This window comes from Pseudomonas sp. p21, assembly GCF_001642705.1.
GTDB lineage: Bacteria > Pseudomonadota > Gammaproteobacteria > Pseudomonadales > Pseudomonadaceae > Aquipseudomonas.
In genome coordinates this window covers 1-25,844 of the sequence record NZ_LWBV01000004.1, presented here as the reverse complement: position 1 = coordinate 25,844, position 25,844 = coordinate 1, and the positions used below count along the sequence as shown (strand labels likewise).

18 protein-coding genes, 2 tRNA genes, 2 rRNA genes and 1 pseudogene are annotated in these 25,844 nt (G+C 61.6%); 16 read left to right on the top strand and 7 right to left on the bottom strand.

Annotated elements, in window-relative coordinates:
* Positions 1–164: 164 nt before the first annotated feature.
* Positions 165–1,280 (bottom strand): branched-chain amino acid ABC transporter substrate-binding protein, encoded by a 1,116-nt coding sequence (locus tag A4C63_RS13575; RefSeq protein WP_024087643.1) that lies wholly within the window; start codon positions 1,278–1,280, stop codon positions 165–167.
* A gap of 359 nt (positions 1,281–1,639) precedes the next feature.
* Here A4C63_RS13575 and A4C63_RS13565 point away from each other — a divergent pair, with 359 nt between their 5' ends.
* Both A4C63_RS13565 and A4C63_RS25675 read left to right on the top strand, forming a co-directional pair.
* Positions 1,640–1,951, top strand: a complete 312-nt coding sequence (locus A4C63_RS13565; RefSeq protein WP_063913104.1) for a DUF2288 domain-containing protein — start codon at positions 1,640–1,642, stop codon at positions 1,949–1,951.
* Positions 1,952–2,215: 264 nt separating this feature from the next.
* Positions 2,216–3,103 carry an NAD(P)-dependent oxidoreductase gene (locus A4C63_RS25675; protein ID WP_082888331.1) on the top strand — a complete coding sequence of 296 codons (888 nt, stop codon included), beginning with the start codon at positions 2,216–2,218 and terminating at the stop codon, positions 3,101–3,103.
* Here the strand turns inward: A4C63_RS25675 and A4C63_RS13555 are convergent.
* Positions 3,003–5,267, bottom strand: coding sequence for a bifunctional diguanylate cyclase/phosphodiesterase (locus A4C63_RS13555; protein ID WP_063913102.1), 2,265 nt, complete (start codon positions 5,265–5,267; stop codon positions 3,003–3,005). The two genes, A4C63_RS25675 and A4C63_RS13555, sit on opposite strands and share 101 nt — an antisense overlap.
* 306 nt (positions 5,268–5,573) lie before the next feature.
* Complete coding sequence (gene rapA / locus A4C63_RS13550; RefSeq protein ID WP_063913101.1) at positions 5,574–8,420, bottom strand: RNA polymerase-associated protein RapA; 2,847 nt, start codon at positions 8,418–8,420, stop codon at positions 5,574–5,576.
* 162 nt (positions 8,421–8,582) lie between these two features.
* On the opposite strand from rapA, the gene A4C63_RS13545 reads away from it, so the two are divergent.
* The 7 genes from A4C63_RS13545 to A4C63_RS13525 all read left to right on the top strand — a co-directional run bounded on the left by A4C63_RS13545 (position 8,583) and on the right by A4C63_RS13525 (position 13,467).
* Positions 8,583–9,278, top strand: a complete 696-nt coding sequence (locus A4C63_RS13545; protein WP_063913100.1) for a M949_RS01915 family surface polysaccharide biosynthesis protein — start codon at positions 8,583–8,585, stop codon at positions 9,276–9,278.
* A gap of 62 nt (positions 9,279–9,340) precedes the next feature.
* Positions 9,341–9,670, top strand: a complete 330-nt coding sequence (locus A4C63_RS13540; RefSeq protein WP_063913099.1) for a hypothetical protein — start codon at positions 9,341–9,343, stop codon at positions 9,668–9,670.
* A 67-nt stretch (positions 9,671–9,737) separates the two neighbouring features.
* The gene (locus A4C63_RS26565) at positions 9,738–9,899 is read left to right on the top strand and encodes a hypothetical protein (protein ID WP_172827524.1); all 162 of its coding nucleotides are present in this window, start codon (positions 9,738–9,740) and stop codon (positions 9,897–9,899) included.
* 135 nt (positions 9,900–10,034) lie between these two features.
* Positions 10,035–10,151 (top strand): cytochrome c oxidase subunit CcoM, encoded by a 117-nt coding sequence (ccoM, locus tag A4C63_RS26930; RefSeq protein WP_003254862.1) that lies wholly within the window; start codon positions 10,035–10,037, stop codon positions 10,149–10,151.
* A gap of 264 nt (positions 10,152–10,415) precedes the next feature.
* Complete coding sequence (locus A4C63_RS13535) at positions 10,416–12,404, top strand: FUSC family protein (protein ID WP_063913098.1); 1,989 nt, start codon at positions 10,416–10,418, stop codon at positions 12,402–12,404.
* Positions 12,391–12,597 (top strand): DUF1656 domain-containing protein, encoded by a 207-nt coding sequence (locus tag A4C63_RS13530; RefSeq protein WP_063913097.1) that lies wholly within the window; start codon positions 12,391–12,393, stop codon positions 12,595–12,597. Before A4C63_RS13535 ends, A4C63_RS13530 begins: the two co-directional genes overlap by 14 nt.
* Before the next feature lie 12 nt (positions 12,598–12,609).
* A complete protein-coding gene (locus A4C63_RS13525) occupies positions 12,610–13,467 on the top strand; it encodes an HlyD family secretion protein (protein WP_063913096.1) in 858 nt (285 codons plus the stop codon).
* An 80-nt stretch (positions 13,468–13,547) separates the two neighbouring features.
* On the opposite strand, the gene A4C63_RS13520 is transcribed toward A4C63_RS13525, so the two are convergent.
* Positions 13,548–14,306, bottom strand: a complete 759-nt coding sequence (locus tag A4C63_RS13520) for an SDR family NAD(P)-dependent oxidoreductase (RefSeq protein ID WP_063913095.1) — start codon at positions 14,304–14,306, stop codon at positions 13,548–13,550.
* A 113-nt stretch (positions 14,307–14,419) separates the two neighbouring features.
* Between A4C63_RS13520 and A4C63_RS13515 the strand changes: the two genes are divergently transcribed.
* Positions 14,420–15,328 carry a LysR family transcriptional regulator gene (locus A4C63_RS13515; protein WP_063913094.1) on the top strand — a complete coding sequence of 303 codons (909 nt, stop codon included), beginning with the start codon at positions 14,420–14,422 and terminating at the stop codon, positions 15,326–15,328.
* 122 nt (positions 15,329–15,450) lie between these two features.
* Positions 15,451–15,780 (top strand): DUF2025 family protein, encoded by a 330-nt coding sequence (locus A4C63_RS13510; RefSeq protein WP_015271519.1) that lies wholly within the window; start codon positions 15,451–15,453, stop codon positions 15,778–15,780.
* Between the two features lie 133 nt (positions 15,781–15,913).
* On the opposite strand, the gene A4C63_RS13505 is transcribed toward A4C63_RS13510, so the two are convergent.
* The gene (locus tag A4C63_RS13505; protein ID WP_063913093.1) at positions 15,914–18,499 is read right to left on the bottom strand and encodes an EAL domain-containing protein; all 2,586 of its coding nucleotides are present in this window, start codon (positions 18,497–18,499) and stop codon (positions 15,914–15,916) included.
* Positions 18,500–18,550: 51 nt separating this feature from the next.
* Positions 18,551–19,625, bottom strand: a pseudogene (locus A4C63_RS13500) (diguanylate cyclase).
* A gap of 130 nt (positions 19,626–19,755) precedes the next feature.
* Between A4C63_RS13500 and A4C63_RS13495 the strand changes: the two are divergent.
* Complete coding sequence (locus tag A4C63_RS13495; protein WP_063913092.1) at positions 19,756–20,847, top strand: MBL fold metallo-hydrolase; 1,092 nt, start codon at positions 19,756–19,758, stop codon at positions 20,845–20,847.
* On the opposite strand, the gene A4C63_RS26335 is transcribed toward A4C63_RS13495, so the two are convergent.
* Positions 20,805–21,356: a hypothetical protein gene (locus tag A4C63_RS26335; RefSeq protein ID WP_156510878.1), complete on the bottom strand. Its 552-nt coding sequence runs from the start codon at positions 21,354–21,356 to the stop codon at positions 20,805–20,807. The two genes, A4C63_RS13495 and A4C63_RS26335, sit on opposite strands and share 43 nt — an antisense overlap.
* 362 nt (positions 21,357–21,718) lie before the next feature.
* On the opposite strand from A4C63_RS26335, the gene A4C63_RS13490 reads away from it, so the two are divergent.
* The 4 genes from A4C63_RS13490 to A4C63_RS13475 form a co-directional block, all read left to right on the top strand.
* Positions 21,719–23,255 (top strand): 16S ribosomal RNA (locus A4C63_RS13490).
* Positions 23,256–23,340: 85 nt separating this feature from the next.
* Positions 23,341–23,417 (top strand) — tRNA-Ile (locus tag A4C63_RS13485).
* A 24-nt stretch (positions 23,418–23,441) separates the two neighbouring features.
* Positions 23,442–23,517: transfer RNA gene (locus A4C63_RS13480), tRNA-Ala, on the top strand.
* 243 nt (positions 23,518–23,760) lie between these two features.
* Positions 23,761–25,844, top strand: a 23S ribosomal RNA gene (locus tag A4C63_RS13475); the annotation flags it as partial.

The window sequence follows — 25,844 nt, the reverse complement described above, 5'->3', positions numbered from 1 at the left end:
GATTTGCATTTCGCTGGCGGGGGTAGGCCAGGAAACCGCGGGTGACGGTTTTAAGATTTTCAGGTGAGCCCGCCCCCGGATCGCGGGGATCAGGCCCATGAACCTCATAAAACAAAGCCCACTGCTCGCACAGTGGGCTCGTAGGTCAGCTATTAGTCACGCAGTTACTGAGGGGAGACTTCGGTCTTCGGCTTGCCGAAGTGCCATTCGTAGACCACGAACTTGAAGTCTTTCAGGTCGCCTTTGTCGTCGAACGACAGGTCACCAGTCGGGGTCTTGAAGGTACCTTTGTGGATGGCGGCTGCCACCTTGTCGGCATCTTCGGACTTGGCTTCCTTGATGCCTTGGGCGATCAGCTCGACAGCCGAGTAGGCCGGGAACACGAACGGGCCGCTTGGGTCCTTGCCGTCAGCCTTGATGGCGTCGACGATCTTCTTGTTCGCAGGGTCGGCGTCGAACGATTTCGGCAGGGTCACCAGCAGGCCTTCGGAGGCGTTCTGGGCGATCTGCGAGATGGAGTCGTTGCCCACGCCTTCCGGGCCCATGAACTTGGCTTTCAGGCCTTTTTCCTGAGCCTGGCGCAGGATCAGGCCCAGCTCTGGGTGGTAGCCGCCGTAGTAGACGAAGTCGACGTTGTTCTGCTTGAGCTTCTGGATGATCGAGGAGAAGTCCTTGTCACCGGCGTTCAGGCCTTCGAACACCGCAACCTTGGTGCCTTTGCCTTCCAGGGTCTGCTTGACCGCGGTGGCGATGCCTTCACCGTACTGCTGCTTGTCGTGCAGGACGGCGACCACTTTCGGCTTGACGTGGTCGGCGATGTAGTTGCCGGCGGCCGGGCCCTGGGCGCTGTCCAGGCCGATGGTGCGGAAGATCAGCTTGTAGCCACGGGCGGTGATTTCCGGGGAGGTGGCAGCCGGGGTGATCATGATCACGCCTTCGTCTTCGTAGATGTCGGACGCAGGCTGGGTGGAGCTGGAGCACAGGTGGCCGATGACGAACTTGACGCCGTCGTTGACCACTTTGTTGGCGACTGCTACGGCCTGTTTAGGGTCGCAGGCGTCGTCGTATTCCTTGGCTTCGAGCATCTTGCCATCCACGCCGCCCGCGGCGTTGATATCCTTGATGGCTTGCTTGGCGCCGATGAACTGCATGTCGCCGTACTGGGTCACAGGGCCGGTCTTAGGGCCCGCGATCCCGATCTTGATGGTATCGGCGGCAAACGAATGGCTGGCTACCCCGGCCAGAACCATTGCGGCGAACAGCTTGGAAATCTTGATCATAGTGCTCCACTCATTCTGTTGTAATTCTTATAGTCCTGGCGGCCAGGGCTACAGACCGGGCGGGATTTGCGGCGTGGCCATGCCAACGCGCAAGCCCACCTTCCCCCGGAACATGTCCCGGAACTGTACCGGTACAGTGTAGAGCGCTGTTCGAGCGCTTGAAAAGCGGTCGAAAAGTGCCTGCTTCCTGGGTTGTCGCTTGATCGACACAAAGATACAGAAAGGCGCCATCAAACTGCCTGTATCTGCGACCCCACCCCACAAGTTCGGGATCAATCGACCAAATTACATATTTGAAACCGGGTTTTTCTGCAAAAATGCCGACCTTTTTTATTGGCCGATTTTTGCGGATACCACCCATGACTGATCAAACAAGCACCCTCTATGCCAAATTGCTTGGCGAGACGGCAATCATCGAGTGGAAAGCGCTGGAGCGTTTCTGGGCCAAGGGTGACCTGATTTGGGTCGACCCAAGTCTCGACCTGATCGCCGTTGCCGAGGCGATGGCCGAGAATCGCAGCGAGATCTTCGCCAAGTGGCGTAGTGATGGCACTGTTGGGCCGGTGACGGCCGAGCAGGCCCAGGACCTGCAAAGCCGCGATCCAGAGATCTGGGCGGTGGTGGTTTCGCCGTTTATCGTGATCCAGGTGAAGTGCCCGGCAGAGGCATGATCGTTTTTGGTGCGCGAAAATGCGCAGCAGCCTCGTTTTGGTGCTTGAGGGCGCTCAGGGCGGGTAGAGGGAAGTAACAATTCGGCGTGGCGGTAACAGTTTACGGGATGCGTAATGGGGGCTGCCTTGCAGCCCTTCGCGGGCATGCCCGCTCCCACAGGTCAGATGTTGTTCTCCAGACCAGCACCGGTCCTGTGGAAGCGGGCGTGCCCGCGAAGGCCGCAAAGCGGCCCGGATCGATATCGAATTTGTCTGGAGTCATTTATGAGCTCACAACTACCTTCGCTTGGATTCGCCGGCATCGGCCTGATGGGCCTGCCCATGTGCCGGCGCCTGTTGGCCGCGGGCTACCCGCTGACCGTATGGAACCGCAGCCCGGACAAGTGCGCCGCACTGGTCGCCGCCGGCGCGCGCCTGGCCAGCAGCCCTGCCGAACTGTGCCGCGACAGCGACATGCTGCTGCTGTGCCTGGCCGACACGGCCGTGGTGCGTGAGGTGGTGTTCGGCGAACAAGGCATTGCCCAGGGCGGGCGCAGCGGCCAGTTGCTGATCGATTTTTCCAGCCTCGAACCCACCGCCACCCGTGAGATGGCCGCCGAACTGGCAGCACTGTGCGGCATGGCCTGGCTGGATGCGCCAGTGTCCGGTGGTACACCCGGGGCCGAAGCCGGCACCTTGGCGATCATGGTCGGTGGCGAGGCGGCCGACTTGGAGCGCGCCCGCCCGGTGCTGCAGGTACTTGGCCAGCGTGTGACGCACATGGGGGCGGTGGGGGCGGGCCAGGTGACCAAGGCCTGCAACCAGATGATCGTGGCCTGCAATGCCCTGGTGATCGCCGAAGTGGTGGCCTTGGCTGAACAGTCCGGTGTCGATGCGACGCTGATCGCCGAAGCGCTGGCTGGCGGCTTTGCCGACTCCAAACCGTTGCAGATCCTCGCGCCGCAAATGGCCGAGAGCCGCTTCGAACCGATCAAGTGGCACGTGCGCACGTTGCTCAAGGACCTCGATGGCGCGGTCAAGTTCTCCCGCGAGCAAGGCTCGGCGACGCCGCTCAGTGGCCTCGCTGCGCAATTGATGCGCCTGCACGCAAGCCAGGGGTACCTGCAAAAAGATCCGGCGACCCTGGTTGAACTGTACCGCAGCAAGGGTTGAACACACCGCTCTGGCGCTGCAGCCGCTCCAGTAGCGGCCGCAGTTCGGCCAGCGGCTCCGGGCGGCCCAGCAGGTAGCCTTGCAGGTAGTCGCAGCCGTGGGCTTCGAGGAACGTCAGCTGTTCGGTGGTTTCCACGCCCTCGCTGACCACCTGCAAATGCAGGGTATGCGCCATGACGATGATCGCCTGTACGATCTCGCGATCCTTCTGGCTGCCCGGTACATCCTGCAGGAAGCTGCGGTCGATCTTCAGCACATCCAGCGGCAGGCGCTTGAGGTAGGCCAGTGACGAGTAGCCGGTGCCGAAGTCATCGATTGACAGCGCCACGCCCAGAGCGCGCACGCGCTTGAGCAGGTTGACCGTGCGCTGGACGTCACCCATCAGGGCGTTCTCGGTCACTTCCAGTTCCAGCTGCCAGGGCGCGAGCCCTGCGTGGAACAGCGCCTTCTCTACTTCGTTGGGCAGTTCGTCGTGGCTGAGGGTGACGGCCGAGCAATTGACCGTGACCTTGAGGCTGCCGTAGCCGTGGCGCTGCAGGTAGGCCAGGTCGGCGCAGGCATGGCGCAGTACCCACAGGTCGAGGTCGATGATCAGGCCATTGGCTTCGGCGATGGCGACAAAACGCTCGGGCCCGAGCAGGCCGTGTTGCGGGTGTTGCCAGCGCACCAGGGCTTCCAGTTTGGCCACTTGCCTGCTGCGCAGGTCGAAGATTGGCTGGTAGTGCACGCACAGCCCGTGCTCCTCGAGCAGGGCCAGGCGCAGTTCTTCTTCCAGTTGCAAAGCAATCGAGGCCCGGGTCTTCAGGCTGTCGTTGAAGAAGTTCAGGCTGTTGCGTCCGCTGCCCTTGGACTGGTACAGGGCGAGGTCGGCATGCTTTAGCAGCTCTTCGGCGGTGGTACCGTCGTCGGGGAAGATGCTGATGCCGATGCTGGTGGTCATGACCATGCGTCGGCCGCCCAGATCGATGGGTTCTTTCATCCGTTGCATGATGCGCTGGGCCAGGTGGCGGGCTTCGTCGCGGCTGTTGAGGCTGGTGACCACACAGAACTCGTCGCCGCCAAAGCGCGCGACCAGGTCGTGGTTGCGGGTGGCGGCCTTGATGTGGCCGGCGATCACTTTGAGCAGTTCGTCGCCGGCGTCGTGGCCGAGGCTGTCGTTGATGCGTTTGAAATGGTCGATGTCGAGGAACATCACCGCCAGGCGGTTTTCCGTGGCCTGGTGTTCGGCCAGGCGTTCGGCGAACACCTGGTTGAAACCGCGGCGGTTGACCAGGTTGGTCAGGGCATCGTAGTGCGCGGCCTGCTGCAGCGACGCGCGGGCCTGGTCCAGCTGGCTGAGCAGCACGCTGACCCGGCGCAGGTCGTGCTCCTTGCTTTGCAGCTTCTTGTCGGCCAGCGCGCTACTGATGCTGGCACCACTGATCAGCAGGGTGATGAAGCCGATGCCCAGCCCCAGTTGCAGGCTGTTGTCGCCAGAGGGCAGGCGCAGGGCGGTGTCGGCCGGGATGACCAGGGTCATGGCGGACATCGCGGTGAAGTGGGTGGCGACGATGCCGCCGGCCATCAGCAGGCTGGCGCCATATTTCATGGCCTGGTGAAGGGTACCGCTGCCATGACGGAAGTAGCGGGCCAGGCAGAGCGCTGCCAGGCTGGTGAGCATGGCAATGGTGGCAGAGGCCAGCAACAGGCCGGTCTGGTAGTACTGGCGGGCGCCGGTTTCCAGGGCGGCCATGCCGACGAAGTGCATGAGAATGATCCCCAGGCCGATCAGCACTGCACTTTGCAGGTAATGGTGTGCGCGCATCTGGCTGCGGTCGAGGCTGTGCATGGCCAGCCAGGCGACGGCCAGGGCGATGAGCAGCGAAAGGATGGTCAGGGACGCGTCGTAATGCACTTCCACTGGTGCCTGGAAGGCCAACATACTGATGAAGTGCATGGCCCAGATACCACCGGCCAGGCAGCAGGCACCGAGCATGTTCCATTGTCGGTGGGCGGTGGGGTCTTCGCTGTGGGATTGGCGCTCGGCCATGTCCAGAGTGGCGAAGCAGGCCGCACAGGCGACGAAGTAGGCGAGCAGAACCAGGAACGGTTCATGCCGACAATCGATGACGATGCGCCCGGTTGCCGGCAGGTCGACGAACAGTTGCAGCCCCAGCCACTCCATGGAATGCCTCATGATCGAGTTTTCACTCGTCTGCGCTACAACCCTGTGCAGACTGTCCAGAGGCAGTATAGGAAGAGGTGTTTAAGCCTTCCTGACTAATAGCACATTGATTCCTACGATTTGGTTATGAACCTGATCGCAGCCCGGAATATAGAGTTTGCCTCTGTAGGAGCGGGCGTGTCGAGGCGTCGAACCGCCGCGAACACCGGCGACGCCGGTGCCATTCACCGCGGTGTCTGCTTCGCGGGCACGCCCGCTCCCACAGGATGCAGCACAAGGCAGCCCTATGGGAGCTCTGGATCGGGACTAGCCAGCCACCAGCACGCGAATGGCTTCCAGGCGCAGTGCGGCCTTTTCCAGCATTGCCAGGCCCTCTTCGCGCTGCTTGCGCAGCGCCTCGATCTCGCTGTCGCGCACGCTCGGGTTGACCGCTTGCAGCGCGACCAGACGGGCCAGTTCTTCGTCGGCTTCCGCTGTCAGGCGGCGCTGGGCTTCGGCCACGCGCTCGACGTGGGCCGGCATGACCTTGGCCTCGCCACTGCCAATGCGCTGGGCCAGCACGTCACGCTGGGCCTGGACGAACTTGTTGGCACTGGCGCGCGGCACGCTTTCCAGCTGGTCGTTGAGGGTTTCGAAGGCCACGCGGGACGCCAGGTCGTTGCCGTTGGCATCGAGCAGGCAGCGCAATGCCGCCGGTGGCAGGTAACGGCCCAGCTGCAGGCTACGCGGTGCCACCACCTCACTGACGAACAGCAGTTCAAGCAGCACGGTGCCGGGTTTGAGCGCCTTGTTCTTGATCAGCGCCACGGCGGTGTTGCCCATCGAGCCGGACAACACCAGGTCCATGCCGCCTTGCACCATCGGGTGTTCCCAGGTGAGGAACTGCATGTCCTCGCGCGATAGCGCCTGGCCACGGTCGTAGGTGATGGTCACGCCTTCGTCGTCGCCCAGCGGGAAGCTGGCGTCGAGCATCTTCTCGCTCGGTTTGAGGATCAGGGCGTTCTCGGAATGGTCTTCGCTGTCGATGCCGAAGGCGTCGAACAGGGTCTCCATGTAGATCGGCAGTGCGAACTGGTCGTCCTGTTCGAGAATGTCCTCGACCAGCGCCTGGCCTTCGCCGGCACCACCGGAGTTGAGCTCCAGCAGGCGGTCACGGCCGGTATGCAGTTCGGCTTCCAGGCGTTCGCGCTCGCTGCGGGCGTCGGCCACCAGGGCTTCCCAGGCCTTGCTTTCGCCACCTTCGAGCAGCGGCAGCAGGCGTGGGCCGAACTGGTGCTGCAGGGCGTTGCCGGTAGGGCAGGTGTTGAGGAAGGCGTTCAGGCCTTCGTGATACCACTGGAACAGGCGCTCTTGCGGGCTGTCCTGCAGGTACGGGATATGCAGCTGGATGGTGTGCTTCTGGCCGATACGGTCGAGGCGGCCGATGCGCTGTTCGAGCAGGTCGGGGTGTGCTGGCAGGTCGAACATCACCAGATGGTGGGCAAACTGGAAGTTGCGGCCTTCGCTGCCGATCTCGGAGCAGATCAGCACCTGCGCGCCGAACTCTTCGTCGGCGAAGTAGGCGGCGGCGCGGTCGCGCTCGAGGATGCTCATGCCTTCATGGAACACCGAGGCCGGGATGCCGGAGCGTACGCGCAGGGCGTCTTCCAGGTCCATCGCGGTTTCGGCATGGGCGCAGATCACCAGCACCTTGGTGCGCTTGAGCATCTTCAGGGTATCGATCAGCCAGTCGACGCGCGGGTCGAAACGCCACCAGCGCTCGTCATCGGCCACCTCGCCCTGGGCCTGGAAGGCAACTTCCGGGTACAACTCGGCATGTTCGCCTGCTGGCAGGTCGCGGTACTGCTCGGGCGTGGCCAGTGGGTAAGGGTGCAGCTGGCGCTCAGGGAAGCCCTGGATCGCCGCGCGGGTATTACGGAACAGCACGCGGCCGGTGCCGTGGCGGTCGAGCAGTTCTCGGATCAGGCGCGCGCTGGCCTGGGTATCACCGTCGTTGACCGCGGCCAGCAGGGCTTCGCCTTCGGCACCCAGGAAGCCCTGGATGGTGGCGTGGGCCTTGGGCGACAGGCGGCCTTCGTCGAGCAGTTCCTGTACGGCTTCGGCCACCGGGCGATAGTGTTCGCTTTCGGCGCGGAAGGCGGCAAGGTCATGGAACCGGTTGGGGTCGAGCAGGCGCAGGCGGGCGAAGTGGCTGTCCTGGCCGAGTTGTTCGGGGGTAGCAGTGAGTAGCAGCACGCCCGGGATCACCTGGGCCAGCTGTTCGACCAGGCCGTATTCGGCGCTGACCTGGTCTTCGTGCCAGACCAGGTGGTGGGCTTCGTCCACCACCATCAGGTCCCAGCCGGCAGCGAACAGCGCGTCCTGGGCCTTTTCGTCGTCGACCAGCCACTCCAGGGCCACCAGCGCCAGCTGGGCATCCTCGAACGGGTTGCTGGCGTCGCTTTCGATGAAACGTTCGGCGTCGAACAGGGCCACCTGCAGGTTGAAGCGGCGGCGCATTTCCACCAGCCACTGGTGCTGGAGGTTTTCCGGCACCAGGATCAGTACGCGGCTGGCGCGGCCCGACAGCAGCTGGCGGTGGATCACCAGGCCGGCTTCGATGGTTTTACCCAGGCCCACTTCGTCGGCCAGCAAAACGCGCGGCGCGCTGCGGTCGGCGACTTCGCGGGCGATGTGCAGCTGGTGGGCGATGGGTTGGGCACGGCAGCCGCCCAAGCCCCACAGCGCCGACTGCATCTGCTTGCTGTTGTGCTGCAGGGTGTTGTAGCGCAGGCTGAACCACGACAGCGGGTCGATCTGACCGGCGAACAGGCGGTCGCTGGCCAGGCGGAACTGGATGAAGTTCGACAGCTGGGTTTCTGGCAGGGTGCGCGGCTGGTTCTGCCCGTCCAGGCCGTGGTAGACCATCAGCCCGTCGATGTCCTCGACCTCGCGCACGGTCAGCTTCCAGCCTTCGAAGTGGGTGATCTGATCACCTGGCGAGAAGCGCACGCGGGTCAGCGGCGCATTGCGCAGGGAATACTGGCGGGTGTCGCCAGTGGCCGGGTAGAGCACGGTCAACAGGCGGCCATCCTGCGCCAGGATGGTACCCAGGCCGAGCTCTGCTTCGCTGTCGCTGATCCAGCGTTGCCCCGGTTGATACTGCTGCGCCATACTGCCTGAACTCCCGCGATGAAAAAGCCGATTATGTTAACGGATCGGCCGGTCAGACCAAAGTGCCGAGCGCATCGAAAGGTGCCGAAGTGCGAAAGCTAGTGCAACAGTCTAGCCGCTTCATCGCCCCCCACCGTGCTGCGACGAGGGCCTCGGATCAACATGTCTGCCAAGCACCGCTGGATCAGCACTTCGATGGCCGTGGGCAGCCTGCTGCTGCTGGCCGCCTGCGAGCAGAAAAACTTCGAAACCTTGCCCGCCATCCCGATGGAGCAGCTTGAGGTACTGGGCGTGCAGACGCCGATCAAGAGCGTGCACTTTCGTGACCGCGACGGTGAGGGCCTGCTGGTATTGAGCCGCAGCGATGGCCAGGCCAGCGACCCGGAAAGCGAGCAGGAAGTGGACAAGGTGGTACTCAAGGCCACGCTGTACGGGCGCACCGCCGAAAGCGACGCGTTCAAGGCGCGCTGGCAGATCGAGCAGGAAACCACCTGCCCGGGCCTGGACCTGGATGTGGACTTCTATAACGACGTCAGCGATGTCGGCGACCTGAACAAGGATGGTGTCGCCGAGGTGACGGTTGCCAGCCACGCCTTCTGTGGCGGCGGTATCGACCCGCACGACATCGCCATCGAGATGCGCGAAGGGCAGGCCAGCTACAGCATCACCGGCCAGTCGCTGATTACCCCGGCAGGTGAAGAACCGATCGGTGGTGAGCGCGAGGACAGCGCCTCGCTCAAAGGCGCGCCGCAGGTGCTGCGCGAGCACATGGACGCGGTCTGGCAGCAGGTGTACAAGCGGCCCTGGAGCGAGGCCAGCCAGCCAAGCGACGACGACCCTGACGACGAAGCTGAATAAGTGTCGTGCATGCCATCAAGGTAAACCCGCGCCCGCCGATACAGGGGCATAGGAGAACGTCCATGCTGCCGCCGATCATTCCGCTCAGTGCCGCCCCGGTGACCTCGCAACAGGACCCGGTCAAACCGACCCCCGACATCAAGCCGGTGGTGCCGACGCAGCCTGCATCCGGTGAAAGTGCCATCGACCTCAAGCACCAGCGTGACCCGCGGGAGCAGGCGCTGCTGCTGCGCGATGAGCAGCGCCGCCAGCAGCAACGCCGGCAGAAGGGCGACGACGAACGCTACACTGCGATGCCGGGGGACGAGGTCAACGCCGACAACACCGTGCCGGTGGCACCCTTGATGGGCGAGCACGTACGCCAGGGGCTGCTGGTGGACATCGAAGTCTGACGCGGGGCTGGTCAGCGCCCGTGCCTGGCTTCATCATGCAAGTCTCAGTTGATCGTCGAGCCCACCCATGAGCCAAGACAACCTCATCGATTTCGATGCCGAACGCGCCAAGCGCGTCCACGACCTCAAGGAAAAGCGTCTGAACGAAATGCGCAATGCGTTCGAGCAGGCCCTGCCGTTGAACACCACCAAGAAAAAGAAGCCCAAGGGCAAGCCGAAGAAGCGCTGAAACTTGACGCAGGTCAACCCTGCACCCGCCTCGCGTGCCCGGCCCCGGGCACCATTGACTCCGATCAATTTTTCCCGCCCCCACATTGGTTAACTTGCACCCATCGGACAACGGCAAACGAATGGGGAGGCCAGCATGTTCTTCGACAACGTGGTTATCGCCGGAGTGGTAACGGTCGGGTTGATGGTCGCCTTCTTTGCTGGTCTGGGCATTTTCATCTGGAAGGACTCGAACAAGCGCAAGCCGCGCTGACCTTCCGGGTACACGAGCACGCAAGGCATTTAGGGCGACTTCGGTCGCCCATTTTTTTGCCTGCAATTTTTGTGTTGCCTGTAGCGACCCCACAGGGTTCGGATTTTGCGCGATCCTTGTGGGAGCGGGCGTGCCCGCGAAGAGGTCCGCACAGGAGGACCGGTCGATCATAAAGATGATTAGCTAGCTAATTAATCGTCTCTGCTTTATCCTTCCCATCATTGTCTATCTTTTCTACAAGAACATCCCCGCAAGGTCCGCCTCGTGCCCATCACCCTCCAGGCCCTGTTCGCCCCCAGCAGCCTCGCCCTCAAGTTCGCCATCAAGACCCTGCTCGGTGGTGGCCTGGCGTTGTGGCTGGCGATGCGCTGGGGCCTGGAGCAACCGTCCTGGGCACTGATGACCGCTTTCATCGTCGCCCAGCCACTGTCGGGCATGGTGGTGCAGAAGGGCTTGGCGCGGCTGGCCGGCACCCTGGTCGGTACGTTTGCGTCGGTGCTGTTCATCGGCCTGTTCGCCCAGACCCCATGGCTGTTCCTGCTTACCTTGGCCCTGTGGCTGGCCCTGTGTACTGCCGCCTCCACCCAGCTGCGCAGCGCCTGGGCCTATGCCTTCGTGCTGGCTGGCTACACCGCGGCGATCATCGCCCTGCCGGCTATCAACCACCCTTTGCAGGTGTTCGACCAGGCTGTGGCGCGCTGTACCGAGATCTGCCTGGGTATCTTCTGTGCCACCGCCAGCAGTGCCTTGCTCTGGCCCATGCGGGTAGAGCAGCAACTGGGCGGGCAGGCCCGCCAGGCCTGCCAGAATGGCCTGCAGGCCGCCAGTGCCATGCTGGGCGGCGAAGACGAGGCACGCAAAGGCTTGCTGGAGAGCCTGGGGCGTATCGTTGCCATCGACAGCCAGCGCGAACACGCCTGGTTCGAAGGCACCCGCGGGCGCCAGCGTGCCCGCGCCATTCGTGGCCTGAGCCAGAAACTGATGGTGCTGCTGCGCATCTCCCGCTCGGTGCGCCGGCAATGGCGGCAACTTGATGAGCGCGAAGCCGAACGCCTGGCGCCCTGGCTGGAGGAGGTGAGGGCACTGCTGGGCAAGCCCGACCAGCCCAGCCTGTTGTTGTTGCGCCAGCGCATCTGGGATGCCGCCCACGATGAACAGATCAGCCCGGCGGAGCACTTCTGCCTGGCGCGCATGGCACTACTGCTGGATTACGCCATGGCCGCCAGCCAGGCGCTGGAGGATGTGGAGGCGGGCAGGGCACCCAAGGATGTGTCCCAAGGCCTGGCCGCGCACCGCGACTGGTCGCTGGCCTTGCTGTTCGGCTCACGCAGTGCGCTGGCCTTTCTGGTAATGAGCGGCTTCTGGCTGGCCACCGCCTGGCCTTCGGCACCGGGGGGCCTGGTGCTGACCTGCGTGGTCTGCAGCCTGTTCGCCAGCCGCGAGAACGGTGCGCAGATCGGCCTGAGCTTTTTGCGCGGGATCTTCCTGGCGATACCCGCGGCGTTTCTGGTCGGGCAGATACTGCTGCCGCAATGGAGCAGCTTTGCCATGCTCAGCCTGGGCATGGGCGTGCCGCTGTTTTTTGGGGCACTGGGCATGGCTCACCCACGGACCGGGGCGACGGCTACCTCCTATTGCCTGCACTTCATCGTGCTGGTGTCGCCGCTCAACGCCATGCAGTTCGGCGTGGCCAGCATGCTCAACAGTGCCTTGGCCATGCTGGTGGGAGTGTCGGCGGCGGTGATGGCCTTCCGTTTGTTGGTGTTTCGCCACCCGGCCTGGCTGGGCCGGCGTCTGCGCGCGGCGACCCAGAGCGACCTGGTGCGCCTGACCCGGCGCGACCTGCGCGGGGCCGACAGCTGGTTTGGCGGGCGCATGGCCGACCGCCTGATGCAACTGGCGCGGCATGCCGGCGACCTACCCGAGAGCGAGCGCCAGCGCTGGGACGATGGCCTGCACGGCCTGGATATCGGCGATGAACTGGTGCACCTGCGCATGTGCCTGGCGGTTGCCCAGGCCCCGTTAGGGCGGGCCGAGCGCGAGTACCTGCAGCAGGTAGAGGCAGTGCTGGCCAAGGGGCCGGCGCCCGGGCGTGGTCAGCGCCTGGATGCTGCGAGCGAACAGTTCATTGGCGCCTTGCGCCGGCTACCCTCAAGCGATCCGCTGCGGTTGGCCGAAGGGGCGGTGCTGCAATTGCAGAAAAGCTGGGGCAAGTGGTGCCGCTGGCAGGAGGAAGCCCATGGGGTTGCGTGAGTGGGAAGTGGGCGGCGTGCTGTTCAGTCCCTTTCTGGTTTATGTGTTGCTGGCGCTGGTGCTCACCGGCTTGCTGCGTCTGGTGGTGCAGGCCACGCCGTTGGGGCGCTGGATCTGGCATGAGGCGCTGTTCGACGCGGCGCTGTTCGTTTGTGTGTTGTTCCTGGTGGTGCGACTGCTGGGAACCTTATAAAGGAGTGTTTCGATGCGTGCGGCCGTACGTACCCTGGTCACCTTGTGTGTGGTGGCCCTTGCCGTGTTCGCCGGCTATCAGCTGTGGCAGTACTACATGCTCACTCCCTGGACCCGCGATGCCCGCGTGCGCGCCGATGTGGTGGTGATCGCCCCCGATGTGTCTGGCTGGGTGCGCGAGCTGAAGGCCCGTGACAACCAGCAGGTCAAGGCCGGCGACCTGCTGATGAGCATCGATCGCGAGCGCTTCCAGGCGGCCTTCGACCAGGCCAGCGCCGTGACCGAGACCCGCACCCAGCAACTGCACCTGCGCGAGCGTGAAGCGGCCCGGCGTACCGCCCTGGGGCCGGAGGCGATCAGTGCCGAATTGCGGGAAAATGCACAGATCAATGCGGCCATAGCCCGCGGTGAGCTGCACGAGGCCCAGGCGCAGTTGCAGGTTGCCAGGATCAACCTGGCGCGCAGTGAAGTGCGGGCACCGCGCAGCGGGCATATCACCAACCTGCGCCTGGCCGAGGGCAACTATGTGAACACCGGGGAGTCGGTGATGGCCTTGGTGGACGATTCAACCTTCTATATCCAGGCCTATTTCGAGGAAACCAAGCTGCCGCGCATTCGCGTGGGGGATGCGGTGAAAGTCTGGCTGATGGGCGCGGGCGAGCCGATGCAAGGGCATGTTGAGAGCATCAGCCGCGGTATCACCGACCGCAATAGCAACCCGGACAGCCAGTTGCTGCCGGAGGTTGAGCCAACCTTCAACTGGGTGCGTCTGGCGCAGCGCATACCGGTGAGGATTCGCCTGGACCAGGTGCCGGAGGGGGTGACCCTGAGTGCGGGGATGACCGCCAGTGTGCAGGTGCATGAGCAATGAGGCAGGGGCCACTCTGTGGCCCGAACGCTGGCAAGCCAGGCTCATGCGATGGGCCGCAAAGCGGCCCCAAATTCTCGATTTCAGAGGAACATCCCGCCCGAAACCTCCAGCCGTTGCCCGTTGATCCAGCCATTGCCATCTTCCAGCAACAGCGCAATCGCTGCCCCGATATCATCCGGCAAGCCCACGCGCCCCAGCGCCGTATTGCCAGCAATGTATTCATTCACCTGGCGGTTATCCCGCACCACGCCGCCACCAAAATCAGTCTCGATCGCCCCCGGGGCCAGAATGTTCACGCGAATGCCACGCCCCCCCAGTTCCTTGGCCTGATAGCGGGTCAGCACTTCCATCGCCCCCTTCATAGCGGCATAAGCGGCATACCCCGGCAGCGCAAAGCGCGTCAGGCCGGTGGAAATGTTGACGATGCGGCCATTGTCGGCCAGCAACGGCAGCAGGCGCCGGGTGAGGAAGAACGGCCCTTTCAGCTGGATGTTCAGCAACAGGTCGAACTGCGCCTCGCTGGTTTCGGTATATGGCACGTTCAAGCCGATCCCGGCATTGTTCACCAGGAAGTCGAAACGCTCGCGGCCGAAGTGTTGCTGCAGGGTGGCGCCAACGCGTTCGGCGAAGCCGGCAAAGCTGGCGCTATCGCTGACGTCCAGTTGCAGCATGGCGGCCTTGACCCCGGCCTGCTCCAGCCGGGCGGCCACGGCCTGGGCTTCCTCCGCCTTGCTGTGGTAAGTACCGATGACATCTATGCCGCGTGCGGCCAGGTGTTCGGCAGCGTTGCGGCCCAGGCCGCGGCTGGCGCCAGTGATCAGGGCAATCTTGCGGGTCATGGTGAAAACCTCATGGTGGGCTGATGGGTACAGGTTATTGGTCGGTGTGGTGCTGTTAAATCCAGCGAATTTGGAAATACTGTTCGGTAAAACCGGATAGTCGAGGCCCCCAAGTGAACAAGCTGGAGTTGTTGCGTACCTTTGTGCGGGTCAGTGAGGTCAGCAGTTTCACCCTGGCTGCCGAGAGCCTGGGGCTGCCACGCTCGACCGTGTCGGAGCAGGTCAGGGTGCTGGAGCGTTTGCTGGGTACGCAGTTGTTCAACCGCACCACCCGCCGGGTGCAGGCAACCCAGGATGGCGCCTTGCTGTATGAGCGCAGCAAGGACCTGCTGTCGGGCATGGATGAGATCGAGACCCTGTTCCGTGCCGACGATGCCGAGCTTGCCGGGCGCCTGCGGGTCGACCTGCCGACCATGATGGCTCGTCGGGTCATCATTCCGGCGCTGCCGCAGTTTCTGCAGCGCTTCCCGCGCCTGGAGGTGGAGCTCAGTTGTACCGACCGCCAAGTCGACCTGCTGCGTGAGGGCTTCGATTGCGTGATGCGCATTGGTGCCCTGCACGACCTGGACGTGGTGGCGCGCCCGGTCGGGCAACTGAGCATGCGCAACTGTGCAAGCCCCGCCTACCTGGCCCGCTACGGCGTGCCGCGCACGCTGCAGGACCTGGCCGAGCACCACCTTGTGCATTATGTGCGCACGCTGGGTGCGCGCAGCGCCGGTTTCGAATACCTGCAGGGCGGTGAACTGCACTTCCAGGCCATGGCCGGCGTGGTCACGGTCAATAATGCCGAGGCCTACTCGGCAGCCTGCCTGGCCGGGCTGGGGCTGATCCAGGTGCCGGCAGTGGGTGTGGCCGAACACCTGCAGCGCGGCGAGCTGGTTTCGGTACTGGAAAGCTGGCAGGCCCCGGCCATGCCGGTGTCACTGTTGTATGCCCGGCAACGGCACGTGCCACGCCGGGTGCAGGCCTTCATGCAGTGGCTGGGCGAGGTGCTGCATTCGCAGGTTGACGATGGTCGCTGATCGATGAAAACCGTGGCACCTGTGCGACGGCTTGCGTTAGGCTGCCAGTCACGAGTTGCCCGGTAGAGGCAACCACCCCCGCCTGGCGTGCGTATCTTCCGATTTCATTGCGAGGTTACGTCATGGCCATCACTTCCCAGGACATCTGCAACGCTGCCGACCAGCTCAAGGGCTTTGTCGGTTTTCATGGCAAGCGCGGTGTGCATATCGTGCGTTTTTCCGAGGATTCGTTCGGCATGGACGTGGCCGACGCCAGCATCACGCCCTGCAGCGAGTTTGTCTGGCGGCCCGAGCAAGGGCAGCGCATGGCCCTGTGCCGTGAACGGCTGGCGCTGTTGCTGGAGCAGCATGTGGATGACCGTTTGAACATCGGTGAACCGCTACGCACCTACCTGCGCCGGCGCGACCTGCCGGAAATCGTGGCTGAGCGCAGCTTGCGGCAGCTGTGCTGAAAATCCCTGTGGGAGCGGGCGTGCCCGCGAAGAATGCAACTCGGTGTATGGCACCGGCTTCGCCGGTGTTCGCGGCGGTTCGACGCCTCGACGCGCCCGCTCCCACAGGGACTGCGCAAGCCTTCAAACTACGCTACGGGTAGGGTGCCGAGCGCTGGGCTGCCTGCCGTAACAAAGCCTCGAGCCCGGCACTGTCCAGCGGCCGGCTCATGTAATAGCCCTGCACTTCGTGGCAACGGTCCTTCGTCAGTGCCCTGAGCTGCTGCTCGCTCTCCACCCCTTCGGCCGTCACCGTAAGCCCCATCGCTTCGCCCAGGTTGATGATGGCCTGGACCACGGCGCGGTCGCTGCCGCCGGTGTTGTTCAGTCCGCCGATGAAGCGCTTGTCGATCTTGATGCTGTCGAACGGGTAGGTGCGCAGGTAGCCCAGCGACGAGTAGCCGGTGCCGAAGTCGTCCATGTTCAGGCGTACGCCCAGCTCCTTGAGCGACAGCATGGTACCCAGCGCGCCTTCGATGTCGTTGAGCATCACGTTCTCGGTAATTTCCAGCTCCAGACGCTGGGCTGGGAAGGCGGTTTCCAGCAGGATCTCGCGTACATCAGCCACTACATCGCTGCGCAGGAATTGCGCAGGCGACAGGTTCACCGAAACCAGCACATCGGCAGGCCAGTCGTGGGCGGTGCGGCAGGCTTCACGCAACACCCAGCGGCCCAGTGCGACAATGATGTCGCTCTGCTCGGCCAACGGGATGAAAGTGTCCGGCCCAAGCAACCCCTCCTGCGGATGCTGCCAGCGCAGCAACGCCTCGACCGCGACGATGCGCAGGTCGTTGAGGCGGTAGCGCGGCTGGTAATACAGCTCGAACTCCTGGTTGCGCAGGGCTCGCCGCATGTCGTTCTCCAACTGGCGGCGGTACTGGATCTGCTGGTTCATTTCGGCAGCAAAATAGCGCCAGGTGTTCTTGCCGTCGGCCTTGGCCTGATACAGGGCGATATCGGCGCAGCGGATCAGTTCGCCGGCATCGAAGCCCTGGGTGCGGGTCTGGGCGACCCCGATGCTGGCGCCAACGTGCAGGGGCTGGTTATCGAAGACGATCGGTTGCTGCAGCAGACTGATCAGGCGCGCACAGAAGCGGTCGATCTCACTGCGGTTGTCCATGCCGCTGAGCACCAGGAGGAACTCGTCACCGCCCAGGCGCGCGACCATGTCGCCGTCGCGGGTGCTGTCGCGCAGGCGCGTTGCTACCTCTTGCAGCACGGCGTCACCGGCGGGGTGGCCGAGGGAGTCGTTGATCGGCTTGAAGTTGTCCAAGTCCAGCAGCAGTAGGGTCAGTGGCGGCGAATCGCTGCCGCGCAATAGTGCCTGCTCGAGGTGCCGGGCGAGCTTGTTGCGGTTGGCCAGCCCGGTCAGCGGGTCGTGCAGCGACAGGTGCTGGATGCGCGCATGGGCGTCGACTTCGTCGGTGATGTCGCTGGCGGTGCCGCGATAACCGACGGGCTTGCCGTCGTACCAGATGGCGCGGGCCGAAATCCGGCAGTAGCGGTTCTGGCCATTCTGGTCGCGGTAGGTACAGCGCAGGTTGGCCAGTTGTTGCGGGTCGGCCGCGGCCAGGGCATCCAGCCACGGCGAGAGCGGCGTGGTATCGCAGGCCAGCAACTGATTGAGCGGTTGGCCGAGCCAGTCGTCCACCGGGTAGCCGGTGACGTTGACAAAGCGCTGCGACAGGTAGGTCAGGCGTTGGTGCCGGTCGGTTTCCCAGATCCAGTCGGAGGCTGACTCGGCCACCGCACGAAAACGCTGTTCGCTGGCCTCCAGGGCCTGGTTGCTCTGCTGCAGATGGGCGAGCGTAAGGTCGATCGCCCGCGAACTGCGCAAGGCATGGCGGAACAGGTACAGCATGATCAGGCCGAGTATCAGCAAGGCACCTGCCAGTGGGGGCAACACCGCCCGCAACAACTGGTGCCCTGGCAGCGGGCTGCTCCAGGACAGGTGGTAGCCGGTATCGCCGAGGTCGATGCGCAGGTGGTCGTGCTCACCCACATCATTGTTTTCCACGTGCATGCCGGTAAGGCCGGCACCGCTGCTCAGCTGTGCCAGCTTGTCCTCGGTGAGCTGGTCGACGAACAGCATTACCGGCGCCTGGCTCACCTCGCTATCGGTGACATCCCGGTCCGGGCGCACCGCCGCGGCACTGAGCACGGCCGGCCAACCGTTGAACAGGACGAAACGGGTGATCTGTTCACGTGGGACGGCCGCCGCCCGGGCCTGGTCGATGATTGGCTGAAGCGCTGCATCAATATAGGTATTGGCCGCTGCCTGGGTAGGCTGGCCTTTGAACAAGGCATAGGTGGTGCGTGCGTCCTCCACCACGAACACCCCTTCATAGCCGCTGGCGCTGTACAGCGACTCGCCCACGTTCTTTTCTTCGTAGGCCCATTTCCAGTCTGCCTGGCCCGCCAGGTGCTCGAAGGCCGCATCCCAAACGGCGTAGCTGGACAGGAACTGGCGCGAGGCGAGCAGCCGTTGTTCCAGCGCCTTGGTCGCCTGCAAGGCACTGCGCTGGCGCTCCTGGTGGTCAAGAGTGCCCGCGATATTGAACAGGGCGCCGAGGATGACCAGGCAGACCAGGCCGAAAACTGCGCTGAAGCCGGCAATGAGGCGACGCACCTGGAAACGCGGTGTAGGGCTAGCGGGTGGAGGGTTGGCGGTCCTGGCCATGCGCGAGCGGCTCCTTCAGGCAGCCTCCCGCCAGGTAGTCAGGAAGGAGGTTCAATCAGGATAGGCCAGCCTGAGCGCCGCGGCGTTGTTGTGGGCAAAAATTGACCTGGTCGCGGCCAGCATGCTTGGCGGTGTATAGCGCCTTGTCCGCCTGTTCGAGCCAGTGCTCGGGTGACGCCAGGTCGACCTCGTATGCCGACAGGCCGATGCTCAGGCTGATGCGCAGGTGTGGCAACTGCGGGTTGCGGTAGCTGGCGACCCGCTCGCGCAGGCGCTCCATGGCCTGGCAGGCCTGGGCCTCGCTGGTGTCCGGCAGGATCACGCAGAATTCGTCACCGCCGTAGCGCCCGGCCTGGTCGCCTTCGCGCAGGTTACGCCGCAGCTCGGCGCTGAGCTGGCGCAACACACAGTCGCCGACCACGTGGCCGAAGGTGTCGTTGATGGTCTTGAAGTGGTCGATGTCGATCAGGGCAATCACCGCGTGCCCTTGTTGCTGCTGGCAGGCCTGGAACTTCAGCAGCAGCAGGTCTTTCCAGGCGCCATGGTTGAGCAAGCCGGTCAGGCTGTCGGTGAGGCTCAGGGCGCTCAGGCGGCGCTTGTGCTCGGCGAGCTTGATCGCCAGCTGGTAGCAGACCCAGCCCAGTGCCAGCGGGTAGAGCGTCAGCATCGGCAGGCAGGCATAGACCTGCAGAGGTGTGGCGTTCAGTTGCAGGCCGGGGCCGAGCAGCAGGATGGCGACGAGCATGCCGGCCAGCTGGGCCAGCATCCCGCGAAAGACCATGCGTTTGCCGCCGGCGGCAACGTTGTTCATGGTCATCATCGACAGCACGGTCACGCTGGGCAATGGGTTGAAGTGCATGGCGGCGGTCCAGAACCCACCCATCAGGGAGTCGAGCACCAGGTTGCGCTGTTCTGCGTGGTAGGGCGCGGCCGAACGGGAGGCCCACAGGTAGGCCACATGCGGCCACAGCAGGCCGTTGAACAGCACCAGCAGCCATGCCCAGGTAGGCGGTGACAGCGGGGCCATGGCGGCCATGACGCTGAACAGGCCGATCCCCAGGCCGATGACACGCGGCAGGTAGATGCGTTTGACGAATGAAAGGCCTTTGCCGCTGCGTTTATCCATCTCGGTCATCGTTCTTCTGCCGGAGCGCCGTTTATCGCATAACTCGCATGAATATTGTTGAACAGTGTTTCATCGACGACAAATGACCTTACAAGCCAATTCACGGTTGATCCGATCACTGTGGGGTAACATGAAGGCTTTCCTGTTGCTCGGAGTGTTGCTGATGGTCCCTTTGGCCAACCCCGCAGGCGAGCCGGCGCCCCAGCGGGAAGGACGTTTTCACAACCAGGCGTTGTTGCCACAGGATGGCGTATTGAAGAAGCTGCGCATCGGGCTCAAGTACCTGTTCCTGCGCAAGCCGCCGGAAACCCGGCCGGCCACACCGGTCAGCCTCCAGCCCATGACCCGGCAACAGGTGCTCGACGCACCTGATCGTAGCCTGTGGCGCCTGGGGCACTCCACGGTATTGCTCAAGTTGCGCGGGCGTTTCTTCATTACCGACCCGGTGTTCGCCGAGCGCGCCTCGCCGGTGCAGTGGGCCGGTCCGCTGCGTTTCCATGCGCCGCCTCTGGCGCTGGACCAGTTGCCGCCGTTGGCCGCGGTGGTATTGTCCCACGATCACTTCGACCATCTGGACGAACAGGCCATTCGCCAACTGGCGCCGCGCACGGGAGTGTTCCTGGCGCCGTTGGGCGTAGGCAACCTGCTGATGACCTGGGGTGTAGCACCGGCGAAGGTGCGGCAGCTGGACTGGTGGCAGGAAAGCGAGGTCGAGGGCGTGCGCTTCGTTGCCACCCCGGCGCAGCACTTTTCCGGGCGCGGGCTGCTGGATAGCAACCGGACCTTGTGGGCGTCATGGGTGATCGTCGACGAGGATGTGCGCGTATTCTTCAGTGGCGATACCGGCTACTTCGATGGGTTCAAGCAGATTGGCGAGCGCTTCGGGCCATTCGACCTGACCCTGATCGAGACCGGAGCCTACAACGTTGCCTGGCCCGATGTGCACATGCAGCCAGAGCAGAGCCTGCAGGCCCATCTGGATTTGCGCGGGCGCTGGCTGTTGCCGATTCACAACGGTACCTTCGACTTGTCCATCCACGGCTGGCAGGAGCCGTTTGAACGCATCCTGGCGCTGGCTAACCAGGCGCAGGTGCGCTTGAGCACGCCGCAGATGGGGGAGCGGGTCAGCCTTGACTCTCCGCACGCGGGGCAGAACTGGTGGCAGCCGCGGCCTCTGCGTCAGCGGGGGCAGGCGAATGAGCGTGTGGTGGCGGCGCGCTGAACCTCACTGGTTGTGAAAGGTGCCTGCCTTTGTTCTTCTGGCGCCTGTGAGATCGAGCGCCGCCCGCGCGGCGCTTCGCAGCACAAGGCTGCTCCTACATCTGTTTCGGGCCAGTCTCTCCTGTGCCTGGCGCGCGCGACCGCCTTGTCTGTTCCATTCAATATCGAAGGTTGCGCCTGCTGTTCTTCATCAATCTCCAGCCATGCACCCAGGGTGCGCGCGCCAATGGCGCAGGAATAATTGGCCCGAAACAGATGTAGGAGCAGCCTTGTGCTGCGAAGCGCCGCGCGGGCGGCGCTCGATCTCATAGGCGCAGAAGGTGTTGTGGCCAGCACCTGGTGGCCTTGATAGGGTCTTCGCCTGGAACATTTCAAATAAATGAAATTAAAGGTTGACGCCCCTTCGAATCCCCTTATAATGCGCCCCACTTCCAGCGACATCGGAACGACAAACTTCTTGAAATTCAACGAGTTAGGTTGTTCAGAAAGAACTGAAAGGGTTACGATCAAATGATCGCCAGCGGTTGAGATGATGGTTGACAGCGTTTTTAAACGCTGTATGATTCGCCTCCCGCTACGAGAGATCGCAGCGAGTCAAGTGTTTGAAGCTAAACGAGTTTCTCGCAAAAAACTTCAAAATAAACGCTTGACAGCAAATGAGGAAAGCGTAGAATGCGCGCCTCGGTTGAGACGAAAAGCTCTTAACCAAACGCTCTTTAACAAATCGAATCAAGCAATTCGTGTGGGTGCTTGTGAGTACGGACTGATAGTCACAAAGATTATCAGCATCACAAGTGACCATGCGAGAAATCACATAGTCATTTGAGATTGCTGAGCCAAGTTTAGGGTTTCTTAAAAACCCAAGCAGTATTGAACTGAAGAGTTTGATCATGGCTCAGATTGAACGCTGGCGGCAGGCCTAACACATGCAAGTCGAGCGGATGACGGGAGCTTGCTCCTTGATTCAGCGGCGGACGGGTGAGTAATGCCTAGGAATCTGCCTGGTAGTGGGGGACAACGTTTCGAAAGGAACGCTAATACCGCATACGTCCTACGGGAGAAAGCAGGGGACCTTCGGGCCTTGCGCTATCAGATGAGCCTAGGTCGGATTAGCTAGTTGGTGGGGTAATGGCTCACCAAGGCGACGATCCGTAACTGGTCTGAGAGGATGATCAGTCACACTGGAACTGAGACACGGTCCAGACTCCTACGGGAGGCAGCAGTGGGGAATATTGGACAATGGGCGAAAGCCTGATCCAGCCATGCCGCGTGTGTGAAGAAGGTCTTCGGATTGTAAAGCACTTTAAGTTGGGAGGAAGGGCAGTAAGTTAATACCTTGCTGTTTTGACGTTACCGACAGAATAAGCACCGGCTAACTCTGTGCCAGCAGCCGCGGTAATACAGAGGGTGCAAGCGTTAATCGGAATTACTGGGCGTAAAGCGCGCGTAGGTGGTTCGTTAAGTTGGATGTGAAAGCCCCGGGCTCAACCTGGGAACTGCATCCAAAACTGGCGAGCTAGAGTACGGTAGAGGGTGGTGGAATTTCCTGTGTAGCGGTGAAATGCGTAGATATAGGAAGGAACACCAGTGGCGAAGGCGACCACCTGGACTGATACTGACACTGAGGTGCGAAAGCGTGGGGAGCAAACAGGATTAGATACCCTGGTAGTCCACGCCGTAAACGATGTCAACTAGCCGTTGGAATCCTTGAGATTTTAGTGGCGCAGCTAACGCATTAAGTTGACCGCCTGGGGAGTACGGCCGCAAGGTTAAAACTCAAATGAATTGACGGGGGCCCGCACAAGCGGTGGAGCATGTGGTTTAATTCGAAGCAACGCGAAGAACCTTACCAGGCCTTGACATGCAGAGAACTTTCCAGAGATGGATTGGTGCCTTCGGGAACTCTGACACAGGTGCTGCATGGCTGTCGTCAGCTCGTGTCGTGAGATGTTGGGTTAAGTCCCGTAACGAGCGCAACCCTTGTCCTTAGTTACCAGCACGTTATGGTGGGCACTCTAAGGAGACTGCCGGTGACAAACCGGAGGAAGGTGGGGATGACGTCAAGTCATCATGGCCCTTACGGCCTGGGCTACACACGTGCTACAATGGTCGGTACAGAGGGTTGCCAAGCCGCGAGGTGGAGCTAATCTCACAAAACCGATCGTAGTCCGGATCGCAGTCTGCAACTCGACTGCGTGAAGTCGGAATCGCTAGTAATCGCGAATCAGAATGTCGCGGTGAATACGTTCCCGGGCCTTGTACACACCGCCCGTCACACCATGGGAGTGGGTTGCACCAGAAGTAGCTAGTCTAACCTTCGGGAGGACGGTTACCACGGTGTGATTCATGACTGGGGTGAAGTCGTAACAAGGTAGCCGTAGGGGAACCTGCGGCTGGATCACCTCCTTAATCGACGACATCAGCCTGCTGATGAGCTCCCACACGAATTGCTTGATTCATTGTAAAAGACGATGCTGTAACGCGACCCTGTTATAGGTCTGTAGCTCAGTTGGTTAGAGCGCACCCCTGATAAGGGTGAGGTCGGCAGTTCAAATCTGCCCAGACCTACCATTACATGGTTCAGCCGTAGAATACGGGGCCATAGCTCAGCTGGGAGAGCGCCTGCCTTGCACGCAGGAGGTCAGCGGTTCGATCCCGCTTGGCTCCACCACTTTCGCCGTACGCAGTAGCTTGTCAGAACTCAGAAATGAGCATTCAGTTCGAATGTTGATTTCTGACTTTTGTCAGATCGTTCTTTAAAAATTCGGATATGTGATAGATATAGACTGATGGCCAGTTTCACTGCTGGTTAATCAGGCTAAGGTAAAATTTGTGAGTTCTGCTCGAAAGAGCAACATGCGAATTTTCGGCGAATGTCGTCTTCACAGTATAACCAGATTGCTTGGGGTTATATGGTCAAGTGAAGAAGCGCATACGGTGGATGCCTTGGCAGTCAGAGGCGATGAAAGACGTGGTAGCCTGCGATAAGCTTTGGGGAGTCGGCAAACAGACTGTGATCCAGAGATCTCTGAATGGGGGAACCCACTCAGCATAAGCTGAGTATCTTGTACTGAATACATAGGTGCAAGAGGCGAACCAGGGGAACTGAAACATCTAAGTACCCTGAGGAAAAGAAATCAACCGAGATTCCCTTAGTAGTGGCGAGCGAACGGGGACCAGCCCTTAAGTTGATTTGAGATTAGTGGAACGCTCTGGAAAGTGCGGCCATAGTGGGTGATAGCCCCGTACACGAAAATCTCTTGTCAATGAAATCGAGTAGGACGGAGCACGAGAAACTTTGTCTGAATATGGGGGGACCATCCTCCAAGGCTAAATACTACTGACTGACCGATAGTGAACCAGTACCGTGAGGGAAAGGCGAAAAGAACCCCGGAGAGGGGAGTGAAATAGAACCTGAAACCGTATGCGTACAAGCAGTGGGAGCCTACTTTGTTAGGTGACTGCGTACCTTTTGTATAATGGGTCAGCGACTTATATTCAGTGGCGAGCTTAACCGAATAGGGGAGGCGTAGCGAAAGCGAGTCTTAATAGGGCGTTTAGTCGCTGGGTATAGACCCGAAACCGGGCGATCTATCCATGGGCAGGTTGAAGGTTAGGTAACACTGACTGGAGGACCGAACCGACTACCGTTGAAAAGTTAGCGGATGACCTGTGGATCGGAGTGAAAGGCTAATCAAGCTCGGAGATAGCTGGTTCTCCTCGAAAGCTATTTAGGTAGCGCCTCATGTATCACTCCAGGGGGTAGAGCACTGTTTCGGCTAGGGGGTCATCCCGACTTACCAAACCGATGCAAACTCCGAATACCTGGAAGTGCCGAGCATGGGAGACACACGGCGGGTGCTAACGTCCGTCGTGAAAAGGGAAACAACCCAGACCGTCAGCTAAGGTCCCAAAGTCATGGTTAAGTGGGAAACGATGTGGGAAGGCTTAGACAGCTAGGAGGTTGGCTTAGAAGCAGCCACCCTTTAAAGAAAGCGTAATAGCTCACTAGTCGAGTCGGCCTGCGCGGAAGATGTAACGGGGCTCAAACCATGCACCGAAGCTACGGGTGTCATCTTTGATGACGCGGTAGAGGAGCGTTCTGTAAGCCTGTGAAGGTGAGTTGAGAAGCTTGCTGGAGGTATCAGAAGTGCGAATGGCGTAACGATGGCGGCGCTGTCTCCACCCGAGACTCAGTGAAATTGAAATCGCTGTGAAGATGCAGTGTATCCGCGGCTAGACGGAAAGACCCCGTGAACCTTTACTATAGCTTTGCACTGGACTTTGAATTTGCTTGTGTAGGATAGGTGGGAGGCTTTGAAGTGGGGACGCCAGTTCTCATGGAGCCATCCTTGAAATACCACCCTGGCAACTTTGAGGTTCTAACTCAGGTCCGTTATCCGGATCGAGGACAGTGTATGGTGGGTAGTTTGACTGGGGCGGTCTCCTCCCAAAGAGTAACGGAGGAGTACGAAGGTGCGCTCAGACCGGTCGGAAATCGGTCGTAGAGTATAAAGGCAAAAGCGCGCTTGACTGCGAGACAAACACGTCGAGCAGGTACGAAAGTAGGTCTTAGTGATCCGGTGGTTCTGTATGGAAGGGCCATCGCTCAACGGATAAAAGGTACTCCGGGGATAACAGGCTGATACCGCCCAAGAGTTCATATCGACGGCGGTGTTTGGCACCTCGATGTCGGCTCATCACATCCTGGGGCTGAAGCCGGTCCCAAGGGTATGGCTGTTCGCCATTTAAAGTGGTACGCGAGCTGGGTTTAGAACGTCGTGAGACAGTTCGGTCCCTATCTGCCGTGGACGTTTGAGATTTGAGAGGGGCTGCTCCTAGTACGAGAGGACCGGAGTGGACGAACCTCTGGTGTTCCGGTTGTCACGCCAGTGGCATTGCCGGGTAGCTATGTTCGGAAGAGATAACCGCTGAAAGCATCTAAGCGGGAAACTTGCCTCAAGATGAGATCTCACTGGGATCTTGAATCCCCTAAAG